Source organism: Natronomonas sp., assembly GCF_028274965.1.
In the GTDB taxonomy this organism is placed as follows: domain Archaea; phylum Halobacteriota; class Halobacteria; order Halobacteriales; family Haloarculaceae; genus Natronomonas.
The window spans coordinates 76,632-101,709 of the sequence record NZ_JAQCNO010000048.1 but is presented as its reverse complement, the minus strand read 5'-3'; the positions used below and the strand labels follow the sequence as shown (position 1 = coordinate 101,709).

Annotated in this window: 29 protein-coding genes; 21 read left to right on the top strand and 8 right to left on the bottom strand. The window is 70.1% G+C overall.

Annotation, left to right across the window (positions count from 1 at the left end; genetic code table 11):
* Positions 1-30 precede the first annotated feature (30 nt).
* The 3 genes from Q0916_RS06680 to Q0916_RS06670 are packed head-to-tail and all read left to right on the top strand — an operon-like array spanning position 31 to position 2,419.
* Positions 31-408 (top strand): 6-pyruvoyl trahydropterin synthase family protein, encoded by a 378-nt coding sequence (locus Q0916_RS06680; protein ID WP_299235967.1) that lies wholly within the window; start codon positions 31-33, stop codon positions 406-408.
* Positions 405-1,463: a glycosyltransferase family 4 protein gene (locus Q0916_RS06675; protein ID WP_299235965.1), complete on the top strand. Its 1,059-nt coding sequence runs from the start codon at positions 405-407 to the stop codon at positions 1,461-1,463. The genes Q0916_RS06680 and Q0916_RS06675 overlap by 4 nt, the downstream gene beginning before the upstream one ends.
* Positions 1,460-2,419 carry a hypothetical protein gene (locus Q0916_RS06670; RefSeq protein WP_299235963.1) on the top strand — a complete coding sequence of 320 codons (960 nt, stop codon included), beginning with the start codon at positions 1,460-1,462 and terminating at the stop codon, positions 2,417-2,419. The genes Q0916_RS06675 and Q0916_RS06670 overlap by 4 nt, the downstream gene beginning before the upstream one ends.
* 12 nt (positions 2,420-2,431) lie before the next feature.
* Here the strand turns inward: Q0916_RS06670 and tatC are convergent, their stop codons facing one another.
* Positions 2,432-3,205, bottom strand: coding sequence for a twin-arginine translocase subunit TatC (gene tatC, locus Q0916_RS06665; protein ID WP_299235961.1), 774 nt, complete (start codon positions 3,203-3,205; stop codon positions 2,432-2,434).
* 91 nt (positions 3,206-3,296) lie between these two features.
* On the opposite strand from tatC, the gene Q0916_RS06660 reads away from it, so the two are divergent.
* The 6 genes from Q0916_RS06660 to Q0916_RS06635 all read left to right on the top strand — a co-directional run bounded on the left by Q0916_RS06660 (position 3,297) and on the right by Q0916_RS06635 (position 9,635).
* The gene (locus tag Q0916_RS06660; RefSeq protein WP_299235959.1) at positions 3,297-5,504 is read left to right on the top strand and encodes a twin-arginine translocase subunit TatC; all 2,208 of its coding nucleotides are present in this window, start codon (positions 3,297-3,299) and stop codon (positions 5,502-5,504) included.
* Between the two features lie 67 nt (positions 5,505-5,571).
* On the top strand, positions 5,572-5,751 hold the full coding sequence (locus tag Q0916_RS06655) for a ribbon-helix-helix domain-containing protein (protein WP_299235957.1): 180 nt from the start codon (positions 5,572-5,574) through the stop codon (positions 5,749-5,751).
* Positions 5,744-6,457, top strand: a complete 714-nt coding sequence (locus Q0916_RS06650; RefSeq protein WP_299235955.1) for a queuosine precursor transporter — start codon at positions 5,744-5,746, stop codon at positions 6,455-6,457. Before Q0916_RS06655 ends, Q0916_RS06650 begins: the two co-directional genes overlap by 8 nt.
* A 78-nt stretch (positions 6,458-6,535) precedes the next feature.
* Complete coding sequence (locus tag Q0916_RS06645) at positions 6,536-6,982, top strand: DUF5788 family protein (RefSeq protein ID WP_299235953.1); 447 nt, start codon at positions 6,536-6,538, stop codon at positions 6,980-6,982.
* 13 nt (positions 6,983-6,995) lie between these two features.
* Positions 6,996-8,741, top strand: a complete 1,746-nt coding sequence (locus Q0916_RS06640; RefSeq protein WP_299235951.1) for a helix-hairpin-helix domain-containing protein — start codon at positions 6,996-6,998, stop codon at positions 8,739-8,741.
* Positions 8,742-8,825: 84 nt separating this feature from the next.
* Positions 8,826-9,635, top strand: coding sequence for a succinylglutamate desuccinylase/aspartoacylase domain-containing protein (locus Q0916_RS06635; RefSeq protein WP_299235949.1), 810 nt, complete (start codon positions 8,826-8,828; stop codon positions 9,633-9,635).
* A 33-nt stretch (positions 9,636-9,668) separates the two neighbouring features.
* Here the strand turns inward: Q0916_RS06635 and Q0916_RS06630 are convergent, their stop codons facing one another.
* The 3 genes from Q0916_RS06630 to Q0916_RS06620 form a co-directional block, all read right to left on the bottom strand.
* Positions 9,669-10,631: a DUF7139 domain-containing protein gene (locus Q0916_RS06630; protein ID WP_299235948.1), complete on the bottom strand. Its 963-nt coding sequence runs from the start codon at positions 10,629-10,631 to the stop codon at positions 9,669-9,671.
* Between the two features lie 31 nt (positions 10,632-10,662).
* Entirely contained in the window at positions 10,663-11,427 is a 765-nt protein-coding gene (locus Q0916_RS06625; protein WP_299235946.1) for a 4-phosphopantoate--beta-alanine ligase, read from the bottom strand.
* A 113-nt stretch (positions 11,428-11,540) separates the two neighbouring features.
* Complete coding sequence (locus Q0916_RS06620; RefSeq protein WP_299235944.1) at positions 11,541-12,362, bottom strand: pantoate kinase; 822 nt, start codon at positions 12,360-12,362, stop codon at positions 11,541-11,543.
* Between the two features lie 115 nt (positions 12,363-12,477).
* Between Q0916_RS06620 and Q0916_RS06615 the strand changes: the two genes are divergently transcribed.
* The 11 genes from Q0916_RS06615 to Q0916_RS06565 all read left to right on the top strand — a co-directional run bounded on the left by Q0916_RS06615 (position 12,478) and on the right by Q0916_RS06565 (position 21,949).
* Positions 12,478-13,575: a monovalent cation/H+ antiporter subunit E gene (locus Q0916_RS06615; RefSeq protein WP_299235943.1), complete on the top strand. Its 1,098-nt coding sequence runs from the start codon at positions 12,478-12,480 to the stop codon at positions 13,573-13,575.
* A complete protein-coding gene (locus Q0916_RS06610; protein ID WP_299235941.1) occupies positions 13,572-13,847 on the top strand; it encodes a cation:proton antiporter in 276 nt (91 codons plus the stop codon). The genes Q0916_RS06615 and Q0916_RS06610 overlap by 4 nt, the downstream gene beginning before the upstream one ends.
* Positions 13,848-14,153 (top strand): monovalent cation/H(+) antiporter subunit G, encoded by a 306-nt coding sequence (gene mnhG / locus Q0916_RS06605; protein WP_299235939.1) that lies wholly within the window; start codon positions 13,848-13,850, stop codon positions 14,151-14,153.
* Positions 14,154-14,180: 27 nt separating this feature from the next.
* Positions 14,181-14,717, top strand: coding sequence for a DUF4040 domain-containing protein (locus Q0916_RS06600; RefSeq protein ID WP_414689315.1), 537 nt, complete (start codon positions 14,181-14,183; stop codon positions 14,715-14,717).
* A complete protein-coding gene (locus Q0916_RS06595) occupies positions 14,714-15,178 on the top strand; it encodes an MnhB domain-containing protein (protein ID WP_299235935.1) in 465 nt (154 codons plus the stop codon). The genes Q0916_RS06600 and Q0916_RS06595 overlap by 4 nt, the downstream gene beginning before the upstream one ends.
* Positions 15,175-15,537: a cation:proton antiporter subunit C gene (locus Q0916_RS06590; RefSeq protein ID WP_299235934.1), complete on the top strand. Its 363-nt coding sequence runs from the start codon at positions 15,175-15,177 to the stop codon at positions 15,535-15,537. Before Q0916_RS06595 ends, Q0916_RS06590 begins: the two co-directional genes overlap by 4 nt.
* Positions 15,530-17,125, top strand: coding sequence for a proton-conducting transporter membrane subunit (locus Q0916_RS06585; protein ID WP_299235932.1), 1,596 nt, complete (start codon positions 15,530-15,532; stop codon positions 17,123-17,125). The genes Q0916_RS06590 and Q0916_RS06585 overlap by 8 nt, the downstream gene beginning before the upstream one ends.
* Positions 17,122-19,029, top strand: a complete 1,908-nt coding sequence (locus Q0916_RS06580; protein WP_299235930.1) for a cation:proton antiporter — start codon at positions 17,122-17,124, stop codon at positions 19,027-19,029. Before Q0916_RS06585 ends, Q0916_RS06580 begins: the two co-directional genes overlap by 4 nt.
* Positions 19,029-20,831: a Na(+)/H(+) antiporter subunit D gene (locus Q0916_RS06575; RefSeq protein WP_299235928.1), complete on the top strand. Its 1,803-nt coding sequence runs from the start codon at positions 19,029-19,031 to the stop codon at positions 20,829-20,831. Before Q0916_RS06580 ends, Q0916_RS06575 begins: the two co-directional genes overlap by 1 nt.
* A 94-nt stretch (positions 20,832-20,925) precedes the next feature.
* A complete protein-coding gene (locus tag Q0916_RS06570) occupies positions 20,926-21,420 on the top strand; it encodes a CinA family protein (RefSeq protein ID WP_299235927.1) in 495 nt (164 codons plus the stop codon).
* Positions 21,421-21,463: 43 nt separating this feature from the next.
* Positions 21,464-21,949, top strand: coding sequence for a metal-dependent hydrolase (locus Q0916_RS06565; RefSeq protein ID WP_299235926.1), 486 nt, complete (start codon positions 21,464-21,466; stop codon positions 21,947-21,949).
* On the opposite strand, the gene Q0916_RS06560 is transcribed toward Q0916_RS06565, so the two are convergent.
* Complete coding sequence (locus Q0916_RS06560; protein ID WP_299235925.1) at positions 21,946-22,701, bottom strand: PHP-associated domain-containing protein; 756 nt, start codon at positions 22,699-22,701, stop codon at positions 21,946-21,948. The two genes, Q0916_RS06565 and Q0916_RS06560, sit on opposite strands and share 4 nt — an antisense overlap.
* 81 nt (positions 22,702-22,782) lie before the next feature.
* On the opposite strand from Q0916_RS06560, the gene Q0916_RS06555 reads away from it, so the two are divergent.
* The gene (locus tag Q0916_RS06555) at positions 22,783-23,094 is read left to right on the top strand and encodes a DUF7565 family protein (RefSeq protein ID WP_299235924.1); all 312 of its coding nucleotides are present in this window, start codon (positions 22,783-22,785) and stop codon (positions 23,092-23,094) included.
* Positions 23,095-23,193: 99 nt separating this feature from the next.
* Here Q0916_RS06555 and Q0916_RS06550 read toward each other — a convergent pair whose 3' ends face one another.
* The 3 genes from Q0916_RS06550 to ftsZ all read right to left on the bottom strand — a co-directional run bounded on the left by Q0916_RS06550 (position 23,194) and on the right by ftsZ (position 25,053).
* Entirely contained in the window at positions 23,194-23,634 is a 441-nt protein-coding gene (locus Q0916_RS06550) for a transcription elongation factor Spt5 (protein ID WP_299235922.1), read from the bottom strand.
* Positions 23,634-23,807 (bottom strand): protein translocase SEC61 complex subunit gamma, encoded by a 174-nt coding sequence (locus Q0916_RS06545; RefSeq protein WP_299235920.1) that lies wholly within the window; start codon positions 23,805-23,807, stop codon positions 23,634-23,636. The genes Q0916_RS06550 and Q0916_RS06545 overlap by 1 nt, the downstream gene beginning before the upstream one ends.
* Before the next feature lie 70 nt (positions 23,808-23,877).
* Positions 23,878-25,053 (bottom strand): cell division protein FtsZ, encoded by a 1,176-nt coding sequence (gene ftsZ, locus Q0916_RS06540; protein WP_299235918.1) that lies wholly within the window; start codon positions 25,051-25,053, stop codon positions 23,878-23,880.
* Between the last annotated feature and the right edge of the window lie 25 nt (positions 25,054-25,078).

The window sequence follows — 25,078 nt, the reverse complement described above, 5'->3', positions numbered from 1 at the left end:
TTTAGGTGGCTGCCGCCCGTAGCACCCACCGTGTACTCGACAACGGTGCTGACAGACTTCGTGGCACAGCACTACCTCACCGTTCCGAACCCGGGGCCCGAAGGGGTCCCGCACTCCCATCACTTCGAGGTGGAACTGACCTTCCGCGGTCCCGAACTGAACGAACACGAGTACCTCATCGACATCGACGACGTCGAGGCGGCCCTCAAGGGGCTCGCCGACCGCTACCGCGACGAACTGCTCAACGACCTCCCGGAGTTCGACGGCTACAACCCCAGCGTCGAGCGCTTCGCCCGCGTCGTCTTCGAGCGCGTCACCGACGACGTGACCGCCGACACGATCGAGGAGCTGACCGTGACGGTCTGGGAGAACGACGCCGCGGCCGCGAGCTACACCGGCGCCACATGAGGGTCGGACTGACGCTGTACGGCAGCCTCGGGGGACGCTCCGGGGGGTTCCGGTACGACCGGAAGCTCGTCGAGGGGCTCCGGCGGGCCGGCGACACCGTCGACGTCGTTGAGCTCCCCTGGCGGAGCTACCCCCGGGGGCTTCTCGACAACGCCTCGCCCCGGCTCCGCAGCCGCCTCCGGGTCGACGTCGACGTCATGCTGCAGGACGAACTTGCCCACCCGTCGCTCGTCGGCCTCAACCGGACGCTGCCGTACCCGATCGTCAGCGTCGTACACCACCTGCGCTCGAGCGAACCCCGGCGGCTGACGCCGCTGTACCGCGCCGTCGAGCGGCGGTACCTCGGGACCGTCGACGGCGTGGTGTGCAACAGCCGTCCTACCCGCGACGTCGTCACTCGCCTCGGCGTCGACGCCGACCGGACCGCGGTCGCGCCGCCGGCGGGCGACCGGTTCGACCCCACGATCGACGAGGAGACGATCGAGCACCGCGCGCGCGAGCGCCCCCTGCGGGTCGTCTTCGTTGGGAACGTCACGCCGCGGAAGGGGCTCCGAACGCTCATCGCGGGGCTCGCCGACGCCGACGCCGACGCCGAGTTGACCGTCGTCGGACGCCACCTCGACGAGGACTACGCCGCCGACGCCCGGCGGGACGTCCGACGGAACGGCCTCGCAGATCGCGTCCGGATGGCCGGCGAACTCTCCGATGAGGCGCTGTCGAGCACGCTGGCGGCGGGCCACGTCCTCGCGGTCCCCTCGCGGTACGAGGGGTTCGGCATCGTCTACCTCGAGGGGATGAGCTTCGGGCTGCCCGCCATCGCCTCCCGGGCCGGCGGCGCCGAGGAGACGGTCACCGACGGCGAGACCGGCGTCCTCGTCGACCCCGGGGACCCGGCGGCCGTCGCCCGCGCGATCGAGCGCTTCGCGGACGACCCCGACCTGCTCGCCGCGATGGGAACGGCCGCGAGGCGGCGCTACGAGCGACACCCCGGCTGGCCGGAGACGACGGCCCGGGTCCGCCGCCTCCTCGCCGACACCGCGGGGGTGGCGGCGTGACCGACGGCTTCCGGCGGTACCTCCGGGCCAAACGGACCGTCGACGACCGCGCGCTCGATCGCCGGACGTTCCGGGCGTTCCGCGAGGCGACAGCCGACCGCGCGGCGGCCGCCGACGGCCCGCTCTCGGTCTTGGAGGTCGGTGCGGGCATCGGAACGATGATCGCGCGGCTCGTAGAGTGGGACGCGCTGCCGGCGGGCGAGATCCGGTACACCGCCGTCGACGTCGACGCCGAGACGCTCGCCGGCGTCGAGCCGTACCTCCGCGAGTGGGCGGCCGACCGGGCGGTTTCGATCGCCGCGACCCCCGAAGAGCGGATCGAACTCCGGCGACCGGACGGGACGATCGAACTCGAGGCGGTCGCCGCCGACGCCGCCGCCCACGCCGCCGCCCACCCCGGCGAGTACGATGTCCTCGTCGGGTCCGCGCTGCTGGATCTCCTCGATCTCGACGCCGTCGACGCGCTGCTTGGGGCGCTCGCGGCGGGCGGTCTGTACTACTTTCCAATCACGTTCGACGGCGCGACGCGGTTCCGGCCCTCCCACCCGGCCGACGGCGTCGTCGAGGAGCGGTACCACGCCCACATGGACGCCAAACCGGGCGGGAGCAGCCGCGCCGGCGGGGACGTCCTCGATCACCTCCGGGCGACGCCGGGCGTCGCGGTATCGAGCGTCGGCGGGTCCGATTGGGTCGTCCGTCCGGTAGAGGGCGAGTACCCCGCCGACGAGGCCTACTTCCTCCGGCACGTCCTCGACACCGTCGAGAGCGCCGTCGGCGAGGTGCTCGCGGCCGCCGAGGACGCCGAGGACGCCGAGGACGCCGACGCCGCGGCGCTCGAGGGGTGGCTCGCCGACCGCCGCGAGCGCCTCGCCGCCGGCGAACTCCTGTATCTCACGCACCAACTGGATCTCCTCGGACGCGTCGAGCGCCCGGCCGCCGGCGGACGCGAGGGGTGAAACGCCCTCCGTTCAGCGCCCGACCCAGCGCAACACCAGAAGCGTCGCCTCGAACAGCCCGATCATCGTCGCCGCGACGAGGATCGGGGCCATCCCGGTCGGGTCCGGGCTGAACAGGAAGGCGATCCCCAGGAACGCCCCCCAGAAGTACAGCCGCTTTGCGGCCAGCCACCGCCGCGTCGTCAGGCCCATCATGATCGCGAGCATGACGAAAAGCGGGATCTGGAAGACGGCGGCGAACAGCCCCATCATCAGCACGATGAGACCGAACGTGTCGCCGAGCCCGAAGGCGATGACGGCGGCGTCCTGCGAGTACGTCAGAAAGTACGTGAAGATCGCCGGCAGGATCAGGAAGTACGCGAAGAGCACGCCGACGACGCCCAACACGAGACTCGTCGGCACCGACGCGAGGTAGTACCGACGCTCGTTCGGGTAGAGCCCTGGGCGCATGAACAGGTACGTCTGGTAGACGAACACCGGCAGTCCGATGACGAACCCGGCCAGCGTGGCGACCTTCAGCCGGGCGAGGATGAGCCCGAGCGGGTGGTACACCCGCGGGCGGGCGATGTCCCCGCCCGGAAGCACCGAGTACCACAGGAAGTTGATTATCCGCTCGCCGAACGGGAAGACGATCCCTGAGACGATCGCGACGACGACGAGGACGATCCCGAGGCGGTACACCATCTCCTCGATGTGGTCCGCAAGCGGCATCTCCTCGTCGCTTTCGGGGCCCTCGCCGACGATCCCCTCCTCGGCGTCGTAGCTCCCGTCGGCGGTCTCTGCCATCACCCGCGATCCGTTCTCGTCGGTTGTAAGCCTTCTCTCTCGGAGGACCGAACGGAAAAGGTTGATAACCGCGAACGGAATACGTCCTCTCGTGTCTAGCGCTGTAGACGACGATGTCGCCCGGACGGTTTCGGAGGGCCGCGCCCAACTCGGCTCGCTGCTTCGGGTCGCACAGAAGCACCTCCAGAAGGTCTTCATCGTCTTTCTGATCGGGTTTCTCGGGATCTTCACCGTCCTCCGGCTCTACGTGTGGGACATCCTCAAGCGGGATCTGAACGCCCACCCCGACATCGTCGTCGTCGCGATCACGCCCTTCGAGGTGATCTTGCTTCAGGCGAAGATCGGGCTCGTCGCGGGGATCATCGTCATGCTTCCGGCGCTCGCGTACTTCGGCCGGGACTCGCTGAAAAACCGCGGCCGCTGGCCCGACTCGCTCCCGCGCTGGAAGGGGGCGGCGTTCGCCCTCCTCAGCGCCGGGCTGTTCGTCGGGGGCGTCGCCTACGCGTATCACCTCTTCTTTCCGATCATGTTCGCCTTCCTGGCCGACAACGCGGTCGGAGCGGGCTTTCAGCCGACGTACTCGATCTCGATGTGGGCCCAGTTCGTGTTCATCCTCTCGCTGTCGTTCGGGCTCGCGGCGCAACTGCCGCTGTTGATGAGCACGCTCTCGTACACCGAGATCGTCCCCTACGAGACCTTCCGGGACAGATGGAAGTACGCCGTCCTCGGCATCTTCGTCCTCGGCGCGCTGTTCTCGCCGCCGGACCCCTTCACGCAGATCATGTGGGCCGTCCCGCTGGTCACGCTGTATGGGGTGTCTCTGTACCTCGCGAAGATCGTCGTGACGACCAGACGCTCCCGCGGATCGATCGACCCCGCCGGGACCGCCCGCGATCGCTGGAACGTCCTCCTCGGGCTGTACCTACTCGGCCTCGGGCTCGTGTACGCCTTCTACACCTACGGCGGCGCCGCCGCGGTCAACGACGCCCTCGCCGCCCTCGGATCGCGGTACCGCTTCATCGACGCCGGCGTCGGCTACGGCGTCGGCGAACCGCTCTATTTCGCCGTCGTCGGGTCGCTCTATGGGGTCGTCTTCGCCGCCGTGGGCCTCGCGTACTACGTCTACGATAGCCTCGAGGCCCCCGAGGATCCACTTGAGCGCGACCCGGCGGCGATCGACGTCGCCGACCTCGACCTCGAGGGGGTTCGCTCGGCACCCGGGGCCGCCTTCGCGGAGATGGACGAAGAGGAGGCGCTGGCGCTCGCCGGCGGCGCGATGGACGACGACGACCCCGACCGCGCACAGGCGATCCTCGATCGGTTCGACGAGGCCGCGGCGGCCGACGAGGACGACGAGGGCGACGCCAACGCCAACGTCAGCGAGGGCGGGACCTCCGCGTCGGCGGCGGCCCCGAACGCGAACGCGAACGCGGAGGCCGCGGTCGACGACGGGCGGATCCTCGCGACGCGGGGGGCCGGCGTCCTCGACGCGTTCAGCGAGGACGACATCGACGAGGACGACATCGGCGGCTACGCCTACGACATCCGGTTCGTCCTCGAGAGCATCACGTCGAAGTCGTTCCGGCTCGTCGGGCTGTTCGCCGCCGTCATGGCCGGGACGTTCTTCGTGCTGTACCAGGGCGGGATCGGCCGACTGCACCAGCAGTTCGTCAGGGGGATGCCCGACGCCTTCGCCGCCGAGCAGGTCTCGATCGTCACGCTTCACCCCGTCGAGGCGCTCATCTTCATGCTCAAGGTCTCCGTGATCTTCGGGGTCGCCGCCGTGGTGCCGCTGTTGTTGTACTACGCGTGGCCCTCGCTGAAGGACCGCGGTGTCGCCCGCGGCGATCGCCGCGTGCTCCTCGTGTGGGGCGGTAGCCTCCTCACGTCGATGACGCTCGGGAGCCTCCTCGGCTTTTTGTACGTCGCCCCGGCCGCGATCTCGTGGCTCGCCGCCGACGTGTTGCGCGCCGAGATGGTCATCGCATACCGGATCAGCAACTACGGCTGGATGGTCTTCTTTTTCACCGTCGGCATCGGGCTGTTGGTGATGGTCCCCGTCTCGATGCTGCTGTTTCACCGCGGCGGGATCGTCCCGTACGGCCGGATGCGCGCCCGCTGGCGGGAGTTCGCCATCGCCGTGCTCGCGCTCGGGGCCTTCTTTTCGCCCCGTGGCGTGTTCACGATGTTCCTCCTCGGGCTGCCGGTGATCGCCGCCTACGGCGCCGGGATCGCGCTGCTTTGGCTCTACACCTTCGGCGGCCGCCGCGGCGCCGAGCGCGCCGAACCGGCCGACTGATACCCCGGGTTCGTCCCCGTCGCCCGGATCGCTGTCTTAATGAGTGCTCCCTCGATAATACTCTGGTATGCCCAAGATAAGCGTCGAGGTCCCGGCGGAACTGCTTGCGGACCTCGACGAACACGTCGGCGACGACGGGAAGTTCGTCAACCGGAGCGACGCGATCAGGGCGTCGGTCCGGAAGACGCTCGATCGCCTCGACGAGATCGACGCCCGCCACGGCCGACTCGAGGAGGACGATGGCTGAGGCGACCGCCCGGCGTTCGGCCCCGACACCGCCGGCCGGTTCGGTCGCCCTCGCCGCCGTGTTCGTCGCCGCGCTCGCGACCGCCCAACTGACGGCGGCCAAGATACTGTCGTTCGAACTCCCCGTGTCGCTGCCGCTGGCCGGCGCGGAGTTGGCGCTCCCCGGGGCGGCGCTCGCCTACGCGTTCACGTTTTTCGCCTCGGACTGCTACGCCGAACTGTACGGCCGCCGGGCCGCGCAGGTGCTCGTCAACGTCGCGTTCGCGATGAACTTTCTCGTCCTCGCGTTGGTCTGGAGCACGATCCTCGCGCCCGCCCACGCCTCGAGCGTCGATCCGGCGGCGTTCGAACTGGTCCTCGGCGCCTCGACGAACATCGTCGCCGGGAGCCTCCTCGCGTACCTCGTCAGCCAGAACCTCGACGTGCTCGTCTTCGAGGCCATCGGGAAGGCGACCGACGGCGAGCGGCTGTGGCTCCGGAACGTCGGCTCCACGGCGACGAGTCAACTCGTCGACACGGTCATCTTCGTCGGGATCGCCTTCTGGCTCGTCCCCCAGACCCTCGGGATCGGCCCCCAACCCCCCAACAGCGAGGTCGTCGCGCTCATGGTCGGGCAGTACGCGCTGAAACTGCTCATCGCGCTCGTCGACACGCCGTTCGTCTATCTCGTCACGGGCGCGATCAGACGCTCCGAGCGGGCCGTCTGAGCCCCGCCCGGCCCCCCGCCGTCCGAGGCGGCGCTCTGCGTCGGTTGTTATTTGTCCCTGCGTCGCCCACTACGAGGCGTGCAGGAGTACGAACGCAAACAGCTCCTCGAGCGGATCGACCGCGAGAGCTCGACGCTCGGCGTCGAGATCCCCGAGCGCATCGAAATCCAGGGCGAGGAGGTACAGCTCCGGGAGTTCGTCTTCGAGATCAAGCGCCGCGAGACGGTCCCGGCGGGCGAACGCGACCGCGTCGAGCGGGCCAAGCGCAACCTCCGGCGCGAGCGCTTGGAGCGAAAAGAGCGGATCGAGGACGGCGAGATGCCCTTCGAGACCGGCGAGCGACTCGCCGAGGCGATCATCGGGATCGACCGCGCGCTGGAGGCCCTCGACAGCCTCGGAAGCGAGAGCGTCGCCGACGAGGCCGAACGCCAGCGGGCGGCCGACACGAAGCGGTGGATGGACTTCCTGAAGAAGGCCCTCGGGCACGACGACGACGGGCCGCCGGTGAGAGGGAGAGGGCCGTAGGGGTGCGACGGGGATGAGCGACAACGACGCGATCGCGGCCCGCTTAGAGGAGATGGCCGACCGCCTCGAAGCCGAGGGCGTCCAGTACAAACCGAACGCCTACCGCCGCGCGGCCGACAGCGTCCGGGCCCACACCGTCGCGATCGAACGGCTCTACGAGGAGGGCGGCGAGGACGCGATCGCCGAGATCGACGACGTCGGCGAGGCGATCGCCGCCAAGGCCGCCGAGTTCCTCGAGACGGGCACCATCGGCGAACTCGCGGCGCTCCGCGAGGAGTTCCCCGTCGAGATCGAGGCGTTGACCGCGGTCGAGGGCGTCGGCCCGAAGACGGTCCGGTCGCTGTACGACGCGCTCGGCGTCGAGACGCTCGACGATCTTGAGGCGGCGGCCGCGGCCGGCGAGATCCGCGAGGTGAGCGGCTTCGGCGAGAAGACCGAGGCGAACATCCTCGAGAACGTCGCGTTCGCGCGCGAGGCCCAACGCCGGAGCCTGCTCGGGGAGGCGCGGCCGCTCGCCGGCCGGCTGATCGCGCGCTTCGAAGACCACGAGGCGGTCGCGTCCGTCGAGACGGCCGGATCGCTGCGCCGGTGGCGGCCGACGATCGGGGACGTCGACGTCCTCGTCGGGAGCGACGACGCCGAGGCGGTCGTCGACGCCTTCGAGTCGTGGGACGGCGTCGGGTCGGTCATCGAGGCGGGAACGAGCAAGGCGTCAGTCCGCTCCGAGGGGTTCCGGATCGACCTCCGGGTCGTCGCCCCCGAGGAGTTCGGGGCCGCCCTGCAGTACTTCACCGGCAGCAAGGACCACAACGTCGCGCTCCGAAACCGGGCGATCGCGATGGGGCTGAAGCTCAACGAGTACGGCGTCTTCGACGTCTCGGGGATCGACGATCCCGACGCGGGCCAGCGGGTCGGCGAACGCGTCGCCGGCGGGACCGAACGCGGCGTCTACGACGCCTTGGGGATGGACTGGATCCCGCCGGAGCTCAGGGAAAATCGCGGGGAGATCGAGCGGGCGGCCGACGGCGACCTCCCCGAACTCCTCACCGCCACCGACCTCAACGGCGACCTCCACGTCCACACCGACTACTCCGACGGCGACGGGACGCTCCGGGAGATGATCGAGGCCGCCGCGGCCTACGGCCACGAGTACGTCTCCATCGCCGATCACGCGACCGGCCCCGGGATGGTCGGCGGCGTCGGCCTCGACGACGCGGAGCTCGCGGCCCAACTCGACGCGATCCGGGAGCTCGCGGCCGAGGCGCCGATCGAGGTCCTGGCCGGGGTCGAGGCGAACATCGGGGCCGACGGCGAGATAAGCGTCGGTGAGGCGGTGTTGGCCGACCTCGACGTCGTCGTTGCCTCGCCGCACAGCGGCCTCGACGGCGACGGCACCGACCGGCTCGTCGCCGCGATCGAACACCCCGAGGTCGACGTCCTCGGCCACCCCACCGGCCGCCTGCTGAACCGCCGCCCCGGCCACGACATCGACATCGAACGCGTCGCCGACGCCGCGGCCGAACACGACACGGCCCTCGAGATCAACGCCGACCCGCGGCGTCTCGACCTGCGATCGAGCCACGTCGCGGCCGCGATCGAGGCCGGGGCGACCGTCGTCATCAACACCGACGCCCACGCCGCGAGCGCCTACGACCACGTCCGCTTCGGCGTTCACACCGCCCGCCGGGGCTGGGCCGAACCGGCCGACGTGCTCAACTGTCGGGACGCCGAGGGACTGCGGGCCTTCCTCGAACGGTGAGGTGGAGGGGCGCCGAGGGCCGACCGCCCCGCGCCGCCCTCCGCGTGCGGGCCGCTTTTATTTCACAGCCCCCGTACAGTCGGTATGAAACTCATCGAGCGCGGCTCCGGGAGCCCCCGCCTCGCGGTCGTGGGCGGGATCCACGGCGACGAGCCCGCCGGCGTGCGGATCGTCGAGCGCCTCGCCGACACGCTCCGCGACGAGTCGCTCTCGGGGACGGTCCAGTTGATCGTCGCGAACGAACCGGCGCTCGAACGCGGCGAGCGGTACACCGACACGGACCTGAACCGGACGTTCCCCGGCGACGAGGCGAGCGACGACTACGAGACCGCCCTCGCGGCCCGACTCGAGGCCGTCTTGACCGGCGCGGACGCGATCCTCGCGCTCCACACCTCACAGAGCGCCCCGCCGGCGTTCGCCATCTTCAGCGACCTCACCGAGTCGGTCCGCCGGACGGTCACGGGCCTCCCGGTTGAGCACGCGGTCGATTCGAGCGACCTCCGATCGACGACGCTGGACTCGACGCTGCCGCACACCGTCTCGCTCGAGGCGGGCCGGCAGGGAAGCGAAACGGCCGTTTCGGAGGGCTACGAGGCGGCGATCGCGTTCCTGCGGGCCCACGGCGCGTTGACCGACGAGGACCCGGTGTTCACCGAGACGGCGGTTATCGCCGGCCACGAGGAGGTCCCGAAGGGTACCGGTGAACCGCACGTGTACTACTCCAACTTCCAGGAGATCCCGAAGGGGGAGGTGTTCGCCCGCGACGACACGCGGACCCACCGGGTCGACCGCGAGGGCGTCGTTCCGGTGCTGGCGAGCGAACACGGCTACGAGGACATCTTCGGCGTCTACGGCTCTATCGCCGAGCCGATCGAACCGCCCGAGACGACCTGACGGCGTTCGTGGGCTAACTCGATCGCGCCCGCGTCACCGCGTCCGACGGTCCCCCGTCGTGTTCGAGGTCCACTCCTCGCAGGCGTCCATGTCGCTCATGGCCTCGCCGTGCAGCCCGCAATAGGGCACCAGCCCCTCGTCCGTCCGGGCGTACCGGAACTGCGAGCAGTTCCCGCAGTACCGGTCGTTCGACGGCGGCGTCGGCGCGCTCTCGAGGAACTCGGCGTCGTCGCCCGTGCCGCTCGGCTCCTCGATCGATCCGGCGCCGCTCGCGCCGCCGTCCGTCGCGCCCGCCGGGTCGGGTCGCCCGCCGGTTCGGCTCCGAGTCGACCCGCGGCCCCGGGACCCCGAGGGCTCGGTCGCGGGGGCGGCGTCGACGCCGCCCGCGCCGTCGGCGTGGTTCGTCTGGGTCTCGGCCTCGCCGTCCGGCGTCGCCCCGAGGACCCCGATCCCGCCGAGCGTCCCGTGGAGTTCGTCGTTCGAGACCTCGACGACGCGCGTCTCGCCGCCCTTCGTGATCTCCAGAGAGATGGTCCCGCCGGGGTCGTTCCGCGCCTTGAAGTTCGCAACGGCGGTGAAAAGCGACCAGCTCGTGAGGATGGCTCCGGCGAAGTACGTCGCCGCGACGACGGCTGTCATCGTCGTGTTCCCGGAGCCGCCGACCCAATCGACCGGGTACCACCGCACGAACATCCAGACGCCGAACAGACAGACCGCCCCGCCGACGGCGGCGGCGGCGCGGAGCCTGCGGGCCGCCCTCGGCAGGGCGACCACGGTGCCGAGAAGGACCGCCGGGAACCCGACGCCGCCGAGCGCCCCGGCGAGTTCCCGCGAGCGATACAGCCCGAGACCGAAACGGGATCCGATCCCGGTCGAGGCGACGACGAGTCCGGCCGTGACGAGGACAGCCCCGATCCCGAACATCGCGACACCGGCGTACAGCCGCCGGAGGCCGGCCCCGCCGCCTCCCTCGTAGACCTCCGTGAGGCTAGCCATACGGAGTTCTACTGTCCCGATACACAAAACACTACGTCAGACGGTCGCAAGACGGCCCCCCGCTCCGGATCCGCTCCTCGGCGGCGTCGAGCGTCGCCTCGGCGTCGAACGACCCGATGAGCTCCGCGAGGGCGGCCTCGTCGGCGCCGGCGAGGTCCTCGGCGTGTGCGGTCACGTTCGGCACCGCACGGAGCACGTTGTCGACGATCGGTACCGTCGCCGCCTTCGCCGACCGCGAGAGCGGGTTGAGATCGACGACGAGTTCGGTCGTCCCCGTCTCGGCGATCGCGGCCGCCCTGTCGCCGTCCTCGAGCGGCACGAGGACAACGTCGGCCGAGCCGATCCCGTCGGCGTCGACCTTCGCGCGCTCGTGATCCAGCCCCGGGATCCGGCCGTCGGCGGCGAGGCCCTTGATCCGCTCGGCGCCGTGCTCGCGGAGGTGCTCGGCGATCCGCTCCATCCGCTCGTCGGTCCGGTTGAACAGGTTGATCTCGATGTCCGCGCCGGTCGCCGCGGCCAACGCGACGGTCTCGCCGGGGGCGAGCGCGGCGACGTTCCCGTTGACGGAGATCACCGGACGCTCGGCCGCGAGCAGGTGTGCGGCCGCGACCCGCTCGGCGGCGTCGGCGCTCGGGATCGTCTCCTCGCCGAGGAGGTAATCGAACGCCTCGCCGCGGCCCTGCGCGATCAACCCCTGTTTCGACGTGATGCCGAGATCGACGCCCTCCTCGATGCGGTGTCGCGTCAGAAGCGACTCGTAGCGGGGGTGTGACTCCGGGATCTCCGGACCGGTCATACGGACCGCTCGGGCACCGGGTACCAAAAGCGTCCCGTTCCGGCCGCCGACCGGTTTCACGCGCCGTTTCGAGCCGCGAGGACGGACGACGCTTCATGCCTCGGGCGCCGGCCTCACCGGAGGTGTGCGCCCGCCCGGCAGATCCCACACCGCTCGGCGTCGTACCCGGCGTCCGAGAGCCCGGTTCCGAGCGCGAACACCGTTTCGCCGAGCATCGCCATCGCCGCCTCCCCGCCGGCCGCCGAGACGTCCTCGATCGCCTCTTTGACCCGCGGCGTCAACAGCTCCGCCTCGCGGGCGAAGCGCCTGGAGGCCTCCATGAGCGTCCCGGTCGTCGGCTCCTCGACGAGCGCGGCGAGCGCCCCCCGGCCGGCCGCCGTCAGCTCGGCCGTCTCGCCCGTGATGATCTCCTCCGTCCGGAGCTCGCCGAAGCTGACGTACTCGACTGTCCCCCGCGCCGGGATCCCGTCCATCGCGCCGTGGGCCGGCGCGCCGGGTTCGAGGCGGACCGGGACGCCGCCGCGCGCCCCCGCGACGACGTCGCCGAGGCCGGTCCCGGCCTGGACCTCCGCGCCGTGTGCGATCGTCACGAGTTCGTTCTCCGAGAGCCCGCGATCGAAGACGGCGTTCGTGGCGAGCGCGGCGCCGAGCGCGGCCGCCCCCGAAACGCCGAAGCCGGCCCCGACCGGGAGGTCCGTCTCGACGACGACGCGGGCCGTCACGCGCAGGGCGTCGAGGACGCGCTCGACCGCTTCGATCCCCGTCGGGTTCCCGTTGAGCTCGACGCCGTCGCCGGCCTCCAGACGCACCTCGACGCCGTCCGCGAGGGCGACGCCGGCCCCCCGAGACCCGGCCTTCGTCGGGTCCTCGTCCGGATGGGCGCTGAAGAACCCGGTCACGTGCCCCGGGACGAACGCCGTCGGCGACTGTGACATGCGAACCGATGGGACGGCGAGCGGTTTAAGCGTGGCTACCGGCCGACCGGCGACGGGGCGGCCGAAAGGTAAACCGTTTTGACGCCGGCGGAGAAACGGTACGTAGTGACCCCCCGTGGCTGACCACGAGTCCGCCCCCGTCGGTGACGCCGATGCCGACGCCGACGCCGACGCCGACAGCGACGGTCCGATACTCGTGCCCGTCGGCGAGTCGGTGTCGCTGCGGACCACGGTCGCCCACGCGATCGACGTCGCGTCCGACGGCGACCGCGGCGGCGTGCACTTCGTGGCCCCCGTCCCGTTGCACGACATCGACGACGTCGACCCCTCGGTGCGGGAGGCGACCCAAGAGCTCTTAGAACGGGTCGAGGCGTGGGCCGCCGAGGACGACCCCGAGGGCGCTCTCACCGTCGAAACGGCCATCATCGGCGCCGACGAGTACCTGTTCGGGCCCGACGACTACGCCGCCGTGCTCGCGGCCTACGCCGACGAACACGGCATCGATCGCCTCGTGATCGACCCGGAGTACAACCCCAGAGGGAACGCGTCGATCATCCAGTCGATGGAGGCCGAACTCGCCAGCCTCGGCTTCGCCGTCGAGGAGGCCCCCTTCGCCCGGCGCGTCAGGCGCGGGCGCTTTCTCCAGCGCGGCGGCCGCGCGCAGTTCCTGACGCTTTTCGGCGTCTCCTTTCTGTTCTATCAGCTGCTCGGCGGCTTCGCCATGACGCGGTTCGATCTGCTCACCGGGGCGGCGAGCGCGGTCATCGTCTCGGCGATGCTGTACCGCGTCTCGCTCGGCGACCGGCTGCGGGTGGCTGCCCTCGCCCGCCGCAGCGCCCGCCTCGTGCTGTTCGTCCCCTACCTCCTCTATGAGATCATCGTCTCGAACCTGCTCGTCTCGTACGCCATCCTCCACCCGAAACTGCCGATCGAGCCCCGGATGACGGAGGTCCGGACCGCCGTCTGGGGGTCGATGCCGATCACGACGCTCGCAAACAGCATCACGCTCACGCCCGGCACCCTCTCGGTGCTCGTCGACGGGCGCATCTTCACCGTACACACGCTCGTCCCGACCGCCCGCGAGGGGTTGTTCGACGGCTCCCTGGAACGCGCCGTCCGGTTCGTCTTCTACGGTCGGGCCGCGGCGGGCATCGCGACGCCCAGAGAGCGCGGCGACTGTCGGATCCTCGGCGAGGAGGACGAGACCGAATGATCCCGACGACCGGCCTGCTGTTGGGGGCGGCGGCGGTCTTTGTCGTCCTCGCTATCGCCGTCCTCTATCGGGCCGTCCGGGGCCCGACGACCCAGGACCGCGTCCTCGCGATCAATGTCCTCGGGACGAACACCGTCGTCATCCTGGCGCTGTTGGCGGCCGCCCTCGACGTCCCGTCGTTTCTGGACATCGCGCTCGTGTACGCCCTGTTGAACTTCCTCGTCGCGGTCGCGATATCGAAGTTCACCGTCGACCGCGGGGGGGTGATGTAGGTGCTCGTCTCGGTCGCGATCGTCGTCTTTCTCGCCGGCGGCGTGTTCTTTACGTTCGTGTCGGCCGTCGGCGTCCTCCGCCTGCCGGACGTCTACACCCGCGCCCACACCGCAAGCCAGACGGACACGCTCGGCGCCGGGCTGACCCTCGTCGCCGTCGCGCTCGCCTTGGGCCTCGAGACGACGACTATCAAAACCTTCTTACTGCTGATCTTCATCTTCATTACCAATCCCACCGCGGCCCACGCCATCGCCCGCGCCGCCTACGAGGAGGGTATCGAACCCTGGGAGGAGACCGATGACTGATTCCGAGACACGGGGGTCGTCCGCATGATCGAGTACGTCGCGTACGCGCTCGCTGTGTTCGTCGTTCTGACAGCGGTCGCGACCGCGCTCCTCCGGGACGTCCTCGCGGCGATCGTTCTTTTCGGCGCGTACAGCCTCGGGATGGCGCTGCTCTACACCCTGTTGCTCGCACCGGACGTCGGGCTCACGGAGGCCGTCATCGGCGCCGGCGTGACGACGCTGCTTTTGCTCCTGACGATCGCCCGAACCGTCCGGCCCTCCGGCGACCGCACCGCCGAGCGGGTCGATCCCCGTGCGCTTTTCGCCTGCGGCGCGCTCGCCGTCGTGTTCGGGCTCACGCTGCCCGGGCTGCCGGCCGTCGGCGATCCGAACGCCCCGATCGTCTCCTACGAGGCCGTCACCGGCTACTACCTGAGCAACTCCTACGCCGACACCGGCGTCGAGAACACCGTCACGGCCGTTCTCGCCGCCTACCGCGGCTTCGACACCTTCGGCGAGGCGACCGTCGTCTTCGGTGCCGGCGTGGCGACGCTCGTCGTCCTCCGGCGGGAGGTGCTGACGTGAGCGACCGCCGGCCCGCCGCAGAGGATCCCCGGACGTACATCGAAAGCGAGGTCATCATGAGCGCGGTCCGGGTCGTCGCGCCGTTCGTCCTCACCTTCGGGCTGTTCGTCACGTTCCACGGCGCCGACTCGCCGGGCGGCGGCTTCCAGGGCGGCGCGCTCATCGGCGTGGTCGTGTTGATGCTCGCGTTCGCGTTCGGCATCGACCCGACCCGCCAGTGGCTCGGCTCCTGGGTCGTCACCGCCGTCGCCGCCCTCGGCGTCGCCGTCTTCGCCGCCATCGGCTTCGGGAGCGTCGCCCTGGGCGGCGGCTTCCTCGAGTACGTCCGCTACCCGCTCGAGACCCCGACCAAACTCGGCATCGAGGCCGTCGAGATCGGTGGGATCGCCCTCATCGTCGCGGGCGTCATCGTCGGGCTGTTCTTTCTCACCGCGGCCGGCCCACAGGAGGCGGAGCCGTGATCGAACTCCTCGCCACCCGGTGGGCGTACGCCGTCTTCGTCTTTGTCATGGCGACGGGGCTCTACGTGATGATCGGCAGCCCGAACCTCGTCAAGAAGGTCATCGGGCTGAACCTGTTTCAGAGCGCCGTCTTTCTGTTCTTCGTCGCCTCGGCGTACGTCGCCGGCGGCTCGCCGGCGATCGTCCCCTCGGAGGGCGGCGGCGGCCCCTACGTCAGCCCGCTCCCGCACGTGATCGTGCTGACGGCCATCGTTGTCGGGGTCAGCCTTACCGCCGTCGCGCTCGCGCTCATCGTCCGGATCCACCGCGAGTACGGGACGCTCGATGAGTCCGTGCTCCGGGAGGTCACCGATGAGTGACGTCGTCCTCCCGCTTCTCGTTGCGGTCCCGGTCCTCGCGGCCGTCGCGCCGCTGTGTCTGAGCCTCCTGTCCTCGGAGACGGGCTGGTACGTCGCCGCCGTCACGACCGCCATCGAGGCCGGACTGGCCGCGGTCGTCCTCTCGTCGGTCTACGGCGGGGACCGACTCGTCCACGCGGTCGGCGGCTACCCCGCCCCCTACGGCATCGAACTCGTCGGGGACGGCCTCTCGGCCCCGATCGTCGCGCTGATCGCCGTCGTCTCGCTCGGCGTCGTCGGGTTCGCCTACACCGGCGGCCCGCGGCGCAACAGCTTCTACAGCGCGTACCTGCTGTTGGTCGGCGGCCTGATGGGGGTCTCCGTGACCGGCGACCTGTTCAACATGTTCGTCTTCCTCGAGATCACCGGCCTCGCGACCTACGCGCTCGTCGCCGCCGACCGCTCCGGGCGGTCCGCGGTCGCCGCGCTGAAGTACCTCCTGTTGGGGACGATGGGCGCGTCGTTTTTCATCATCGGCGTCGGGTACGTGTTCATCACCACCGGAACGCTCAACATGATCGATCTCTCCGAGCGGCTCGCGGGCTCGTATGCGACCCGCCCCGTGCTCGCGGCGTTCGGGTTCGTCCTCGTCGGCCTCGGGCTGAAGGCGGCGATATTCCCGCTTCACACCTGGCAGCCCGACGCCTACACGTACGCCTCCGACACGGTGACGACGTTCGTCTCGGCGCTCGTCTCGACGGTCGCCGCCTACGCCATCGGACGGGTCATCCTCACGGTGTTTACGACGTCGTTTCTCGCGGCGGTGCCGCTGGCCCGGACCGCGGTGGTGGGCTTCGCGTCGGTGAGCGTCCTCGCCGGGGGCGCACTCGCGGTCGTCCAGACCGACGTCAAGCGGATGTTCGCGTACTCGTCGGTCTCGCAGTTCGGCCTCGTGGTCGCGGCGTTCGCGCTCGCGACGCCGGATTCGGTCCTCGGCGGCGTCGTCCACCTCGTCGGCCACGGCCTGATGAAAGGCGGGCTCTTCGCGGCGGCGGCGATCCTCGCGGCGACACACGGCGCCCGGACCGTCGACGACTACGCCCGACTCGGGTACCGATCGCCCGTGGTCGCCGGCGTCGTCGCCGTCCTCGGCATCGCGCTTGTCGGCGTCCCGCCGTCGATCGGCTTTCTCGGCAAGTACTACATCGCCGTCGGGGCGGTCCGGGCGGGCGCGTGGCCCCTCGCCGCCGTCGTCTTTTTCAGCACGCTCCTGACGCTCGCGTACGTCGCGCGGCTGCTCGAACGGCTCTACTTCGCCAGCCCGAACGCGGCGCCGGACCGCGCCTCCGGGGCCCTCGCCGACGGCGGCGCCGCGACCCCCACCTCCGGCCCCACCTCCGCCCCTGCTCCTTCGCCCTCGCCGCCTTCGGACCCCGACGCGGCGGATGACACCGCGCCCGACGAGGGCGACACGCGGACGGTCCGGGGCGTCTCGACCGGCATGGTCCTGTTGACGGTCCTCGCCGCGGTCGCCGTCGTCGCGCTCGGCTTCGCAAACGCCGGGTTCGAGACGCTTCTCGATCCCTTCCTCGGAGGTGCCCTCCCGTGACCGAAATCGCAAGCGTACGGCCCATCGCGGCCGTCCTCATCTCCGTCGTCGGAACGATCGCGATCCTCGCGTCCCACCGCCGTCCGAACGTCCGGGAGGCCGTGACGCTCGCCGTCGCGGCCGGCAAGTTCGGGATCGTCGCGAGCATGGTCCCGGGGGTGTTGGGCGGAGACGTGTACGTCTACTCGCTCGGCCCGTTCGTCGCCGACGTCGCCTTCGAGCTCCGGGCCGACTCCCTCGGGCTGCTCTTTGCCGCACTTGCGAGCCTGCTTTGGATCGTCACGTCGCTGTACAGCATCGGGTACATGCGTGGCCTCGAGGAGCGCGGCCAGACGCGGTACTTCGCCTCCTTCGCGATGAGTCTCAGCGCCGCCGTCGGGATCGCCTTCTCGGCGAACCTGATCGTGCTGTACGTCTTCTATGAGGTGTTGACCGTTGCGACCTACCCGCTCGTCGCCCACGACGAGACCCCCGAGGCCCGCGCCGCCGGGCGCAAGTACCTCGCGTACACCTTCGGCGGCGGCGTCGCCGTGCTGGCCGGGGCGGTCCTCGTCTACTCGCTGGCCGGCACCGTGTCGTTCCAGTCGGGCGGCATCGCGGCCCTCGCGACGAGCGACCCGGCCTTCGCCCGCGCCGCCTTCGCGCTCTTGGCCGCCGGGTTCGGGGTCAAGGCCGGCCTGATGCCGCTTCACTCGTGGCTCCCCGACGCGATGGTCGCACCGACGCCCGTCTCGGGGCTGTTGCACGCGGTCGCAGTCGTCAAAAGCGGCGTGTTCGGCATCGCTCGCGTGGTCTTGGACGTCTTCGGCCCCGAGACGATCGCCGGGCTGGGCGTCGGGGTGGCGCTGGCGGCGGTGGCGACGGTGACGCTTCTGGCCGCGAGCGTCATCGCCCTCCGGAAGGACCACCTCAAGCGCCGCCTCGCCTACTCGACGGTGAGTCAGCTCTCCTACATCGTCCTCGGGCTGTCGATACTCAGCCCCGACGCGATCACCGGCGGCCTCCTGCACATCCCGGCCCACGCGTTCATGAAGCTCACGCTGTTTTTCTGCGCCGGGATCATCCACGTCGAGACCCACACCGACCACATCAGCGAGATGGCCGGCATCGGCAAGCGGATGCCGGTGACGATGAGCGCCTTCGCCGTCGCCGCCGCCGGGATGGCCGGCATCCCGCTCGTCGCCGGCTTCGTCAGCAAGTTCTACATCCTCGTGGGCACCGTCTCCACCGGCGACTACGTCTTTGCCGGCGCGTTGCTCCTGTCGGGGGTCCTCAACATCGCGTACTTCTGGCCGGTCGTCTACCAGGCGTTCTTCGAGAGCGCCGACGACCACGACGCGAAGCCGCTCCTCGAGAGCCCCTTCGGCGGCCGGACCCGCCCGGCGTCGCCCCGTCCCGACGGCGGCGTCAGCGACGACGAGGACGCGAACCGGGACGGAAACGGACCGAGCGACGGGGACGCCGACCCCTCCGAGGTGATCCGACGCCCGGACTTCGACGAGCGAGCGACCGACCGCGACTACGGCGACCCCGCGGCGCTCGTCGACGGCGAGTACGCGGTCGACCGGAACCCGAGCGACGCGACCCTCGGGGACGACCCCGAATCCGGCTCCGGCTCCGGCTCCGGCTCCGACGCCGATTCCGAGCCCGACCCCGACGCGGACCCGGGTGAGGCCCCCGACGCACACGAACCGGGGGCCGGGGGCCACCACGGCGGCCCGCCCCCCGGCGGCTGGGACCGCCGCGGCTGGGTGGGCCAGGAGAGCACCTGGTTCATGCTCGGGCCCATCCTGCTCGTCGCCGCCGGGTCGGTCGTCCTCGGGCTCGTCCCGCACGCGGCCGTCTTCCTGCGGCTCGTCGAGGACGTCGTTTCGGCCGCGCTCGCCCTCGGGGTGATCGCCTGATGCTCGCCGGGTCGATCCCACCGTTCGTCCCCGTCCTGCTCGCCGCGCTCGTCGCCGCCGTCGCCCCCCGGAAGATCGGCCACGGACTCGGTTTTCTCTCGACGGCCGCGGTCGCGGTCGGGTCGCTTCTCGTCCCGGCCGGGACGTATCTCACGCCGCGGCTGTTCGGCTTCGGTACGGTCCTGTACCAGGTCGACGGCTTCTCGCGGACGATGGGGATCATCTTCGGGCTCATCGGCGCGGCGGCGGTGGTGTACGCGTACTCGAGCGGGGCCGAGGGCACCCAGACGGCCGCCGCGTTGGGCTACGTCGGGACCAGCCTCGGCGCCGTCTTCGCCGGCGACTGGCTGACGCTCGTGTTCTTCTGGGAGCTGATGGCCGTCACCAGCACGCTGCTCGTCTGGCACCACGGCGGACGGGCGGTCCGGGCGGGGTTCCGGTACGCCGTCGCACACGGGATCGGCGGTAGCCTCGTCCTCGCGGCGGTCGTCTGGCAGTACGCGGCGGCCGGATCGTTCCTCTTCGGGGCGGCCCCGGGCGTCGTCGGGCCGATCGCCCCCGCGCTGATGGCGATCGGCGTCGGCGTCAACGTCGGCTTTATCGGCCTCCACACCTGGCTGCCCGACACCTACCCGAGCCCCCACATCGCCGCGAGCGTCTTTCTCTGCGTGTACACCACCAAAACCGGCGTCTACGCGATGTTTCGGGCGTTCCCCGAGGGCCACCTCTGGATCGCGTACATGGGCGGGGCGATGGCGGTCTTCGGCGCGTCGATGGCCCTGCTGCAGGAGGACATGCGGCGGCTCCTCTCGTATCACATCATCTCGCAGGTCGGCTACATGATCGCCGGCGTCGGGATCGGGACGACGCTCGCGACCGCCGGGGCCTTCGGCCACATCTTCAATCACATCCTCTACAAGGCCCTGCTTTTCATGTCGGTCGGCGTCGTCATCTACCGGACCGGGATCGAGGACATCACCGAACTCGGCGGGCTCTGGCGGGTCATGCCCGTGACGTTCGCCGCCTACCTCTTCGGCGCCGCGGCCATCTCCGGCGTGCCGGGGTTCAACGGCTTCGTCAGCAAGGGCATCATCATCGCCGAGGCGCACAAAAGCGTCGCAAACGTCGTCATCGGCCCCTCCTCCGTCCCGCTCGGCGGCGAGGACCTGCTGTGGTGGTTGCTCATCGTCGGCGGCGTCGGCACGTTCATGTCCTTTATCAAACTCGGCTACTACGTCTTCTTCCACGGGCCGGCGAGCGTCGACCCCGAGGACGCAAAGCCCGGCCAGGCCGCGCCGATGCTGTCCGTCGGCGCGCTCTGTCTCGCGCTCGGCCTCTTCGACGGCGTGCTCTTCGAGGTGCTGCCGAACACCGCGGCGATCGCGGAGGGCTACACCACCTACACCGTGCCCCACGTCGTCGAGAGCGTCGCGTTGGGCGTCGCCGGCTTCGCCGGCTTCTTCGCGCTGAAGGGCCCGCTCTCGCGGGCGACGTGGATCCCGGACGTCGATCGGGTTCTCAACCCCGCCGTCTTCTTCGGCGGACGGGCGCTCGTCCGGGCCGTCACCGAGTCGTGGGCCGCCGTCGACCGGGCTGTCGTCGCCGTCGCGTCGGGAGCGACCGCCGTCGGCGCCGACCCGCGGCGCTACGCCTTCGAGGGCGCGCGGCGGCTCCCCGGGTTCGCGGTCGCCGCGCCGACCGACGGCGGCGTCGGCGAGATCGACCTCCGGAGTTCGATCGGCACCGGCGTCTTTCTCGTCGTCCTCTCGCTCGCGGTCGTGCTCGTCGTTCTGTTCCTCTGAGCCCGCCCCTGCGCCCGCCCCGACGCCCGGGGTCGGATCGGACCGGATCGAACCGAACCCCCGGGTTCAAACCGTCGGCGCCCCTGCTCGGGGCATGGCCATCGAGGAAACGCTCGGCGACGCCCTCGCGGAGCGAAACGAGCGCGTCGCCGTCGCGGAGTCCTGCACCGGCGGCCTGATCGGCTCGCTTCTGACCGACGTTCCCGGATCGAGCGAGTACTTCGATCGCTCGGTCGTCACGTACAGCTACGACGCGAAGATGGAGCTTCTCGGCGTCCCCCGGGAACTGCTCGATTCGGCCGGCGCGGTCAGTGAACCGGTCGCCAGACGGATGGCGCAGGGCGTCCGCGACGGGGCCGGGGCCGCCTGGAGCGTCGCAACGACCGGTATCGCTGGACCGGGCGGCGGGACCGAGGCGAAGCCGGTCGGAACGGTACACGTCGCCGTCGCACGCGCCGCCGAGTGGGGCACCGGCGACTCGTGGTGTCGCACAGAGCGGTACGTCTTCGAGGGCTCCCGCCGCGAGATCAAACGCCGGATCGCCGAGCGGGCGCTTGAGGACCTCGCCGACGCGGTCGCGTCGGCGTGAGGCGAACGAACACCATTTTAATGGGGCGCGCGTCGGCCGTCGCATGAACAAGGAAGGCCACGTTCTCAACGCCGCGCTGTTGGGCATCGGGCTCGGATTCGTGATCGAACCCTCCGGAACCGTCGACACGCTCCGGGTGGTCGTCGCCGTGACGATCCCTGTCACGCTCGGCGCGCTGTTTCCCGACGTCGACACCGCCTTCGGCAAGCACCGAAAGACGCTGCACAACCTCCCGGTGCTCGCGGTCTTCGCCGCCTTCCCGTTCGTCTTCGGCAACCTCGGGTACGTCTGGATCGGCGTGTTCACCCACTACGTCCTCGATTACCTCGGGAGCCGCCGGGGCATCGCGCTGTTTTACCCGCTTTCGAGCAGCGAGTACGGCTTTCCCTCCGGCGTGACCACCTCCAGTCGGTTCGCAAACGTCGTCACCGTCGTCGTGACCGCCGTCGAACTCGCCGTCGCCGCCGCCATCGTCCACGTGCTCCCCCGGTACGTCGACCCCGGTGCGCTCGGATCGTTACCGGTTTAGTACACGCTGACGCCGTCGAAGCGGCCGTCGTAGGCGATGTGGTCCGGGTGGGTCGGCTCCGTCCCCGAGAGGAACAGCCGATCGATCTTCCCCCAGCTGTTCTCATAAAAGAGGTGCCCGAACTCCGCGGCACAGCGCAGGCGGTGTCCGGCCCCGCTGCGGTGATAGACCCGCCGCGGCGTCCCCGTCCGGAGGGCCTCGACGACCGCCGTTTCGGTCCCGAGACGGTCCTCGAACTCCGTCCAGACCTCCCCGACCGTCCCCGGGAGGTGCGCGTACGAGGAGCCGAACGGCGGCAGATCGAACTCCGCGGCCAGCTCCCGGGCGCGGGCCCCGTGTTGGTTCAGGTACTTCGGGTTGTACGCGTCGATCCCGTGGATCCGATCGCGGTGCGCCCGGAGGTCGTGGGCCTCGAGGCTGACCGTCGCGAACTCCGGGTGGGGGGCGAGCACGGCGGCGCCCTGCCGCTCGAACTCCGCCAGCGCGCCCTCGAGCGTAATGAAATCCGGCACCGGCTCGGAGAGCCCCACGGCGAGGACGTGCTTTCGGTTCCGCCAGTCGCCGGTGAACACCTCCCGGCCGGGCACGACGAGCAGCTCCGGGTCGCTGAACCGCTTGGCGCGCGCGCGGATCTCCGGGAGCCGCAGGAAGTGTGGCGCGTAGACCACGGCGTCGAGCCCCCGCGACTTCGCCCGCTCGACCGTTCGTTCGTCGAGCACCTTGAGGTGTGCGTCGAGACGGAACCGACTCATGCCCGAACCGCCGCCCCCCATGGCGTTATCCGTTCCGATCCGGCACGAAGGGTTTTATATATGGGGCATGATCGGGCGTGTATGTGGGAGTGCGCGATCGACGGCTGTGAGTACACCACCGACGACGCCGAGGAACTGCTCGTCCATCAGGTGAGCACGCACGAGCGACACCGCTGTGCCGTCTGCGGAACGACCGTCCCCGACGGGTACTTCGCGATCAAACACGCATTCTCGGAGCACACGCGGGCGGAGTACCTCCGCAGCTACGAGGCCGACACCGACGACATCAGGCTCAGAGAGGCGGTCATCACTGAGTTGGAGTCCGCGGCCGACATCGACGGGGTCGTCCGGCGTCTCAGCGACGACAGCCGCGAGGCGACGACGGAAGCCTGAGGCCCGCGGCGCGGCCCCCTTTCGTCCCCTTGGTTAGCTACCCGTTCCGAACGCCGCCCGACGCGAACCCCCTACCCCTTCCCTTCCCCTTCTTTCGGATCAGCGTTCCTCGGAGTCGAGGACCCGTATCTGGTCGCCGCGAACGGTCACCGGGATCGGCACCGTCGCCTCGTACAACTCGACTGTGACCTGGTCTTTGCCCTCGTCGATCCGCTGTACCTGGGCCTTCTCGCCTTTGAACGGCCCCGCGATGAGCTCAACGATGTCGCTCTCCGCGATGCCCTCGACGTCCGGCTTCGGGCTGAGAAAGTGTTCGACCTCGCTGAACGGCGAGGGCTGTTCGGACACCAGACTCCGCGCGTGGGGGATGTCCTCGAGGGCCCGGCTGATCGCGCTCGTCCCGTCGGCCTCGACCATCACGTAGCTCGTGAGCGCGTCCGGCGCGAGCGCCGCGTGGATCTCGGCCTCCTCGCGGGTGATGAGCATGTCGGCGACGGTCCGCTCTTGGCTCGCCGTCGTCTTGACCGCGTAGATCGCCATCAGGGGCCTCCCGGAACGAACGTCATGATCGAGAAGATGACGAACCCGATGAGACCGACGAGCAGGATACCCAGCCCCGCGATCGCCGAGACTTTCGAGAACTCGTCCCACGTCGGCGTGCTCGCGAGCTTCAACACCCGCACGTACGACGTGAGGTCGGTGGGCGTGTTCATACGCTACCGTTCCGTCTCGGGGGTTTTTTACCTGTTGATCCGCCCGCTCAGCGTCCGAGCGGCGGCGCGGTCACTCCACGTAGTCGATGTCGTCCCCATCGCCCGCGACGGCCTGCTCGCGCTCGGCCTCGCTTTTGCCGTATATCTGCGGGCTGTCGACGCCGGTGACGACGATCATCGTCTCCATCTTGCCGTCGAACTCGGGGTCGACCGACGCGCCCCAGATGATGCGGGCGTCGGGGTCGATCCGGTCGTAGATCTCCTCGACGACGCCCTCGGCCTCCTCGATGGACATGTCGGGGCCGCCGACGACGTTGACGAGCGCGCTCTGTGCGCCGTCGAACTCGACGTCCAAAAGCGGCGAGCGGAGCGCCGACCGGATCGAGTCCTGCGCCTTGTTCTCCGAGTCGGACTCGCCCAACCCGATCATAGCGACGCCGCCGTTCTCCATGATGGTCTTCACGTCGGCGAAATCGACGTTGACCAGGCCGGGCTTCGTGATGAGTTCGGTCATCCCCTTGACCGAACGCATGAGCACCCGATCACAGATCTTGAAGGCGTCCTGGAGCGGCATGTTGGGCGCGTAATCCAAGAGCCGGTCGTTCGGGATCACGATGACCGTGTCGGCGACGGCTCTGAGCCGCTCCAACCCGGCGTCCGCGTTCGCCCGGCGGCGCTCGCCCTCGGCGGTAAAGGGGACCGTCACGATGGCGATTGTCAACGCGCCTTGATCCTGGGCCGCCTGTGCGACGACCGGCGCGGAGCCGGTTCCGGTCCCGCCCCCGAGCCCCGCGGTGATAAACACCATGTCCGACCCGTCGATGGTGTTGTTGATGTCCTCGATGTTCTCTTGGGCGGCCTCCTCGCCGATCTTTGGCACGGAACCCGCCCCGCGCCCGCCGGTCCGCTGTCGCCCGATGAGGATCTTCTCGTCCGCGTCCACCTCCGTCGCGAGGTGCTGTGCGTCGGTGTTCGCCGCGACGAGTTTCGCGCCGTGGATGCCCGCCTCGGCCATCCGGGTGACGGTGTTGCCGCCGGCGCCGCCGCAGCCGACGACCGTGATCTTCGTCTCGAGGTCCTTGACGACGCTCGCCAACTCCTCGTCGGTCATCGTCCCGGAGCCCTTGACGTCGGCCTCGGAGGCGTCGGCCCCCGCGTTCGCGCCCGCCGTCGGCGCCGACCCCTCGGAGGGCGTCTCCCCGTCTCCCTCGGCCTCGTCGATGGCGTCCTCGATGATCGAATCCATTAATCGTCGTTCTTGGGTACGCTCG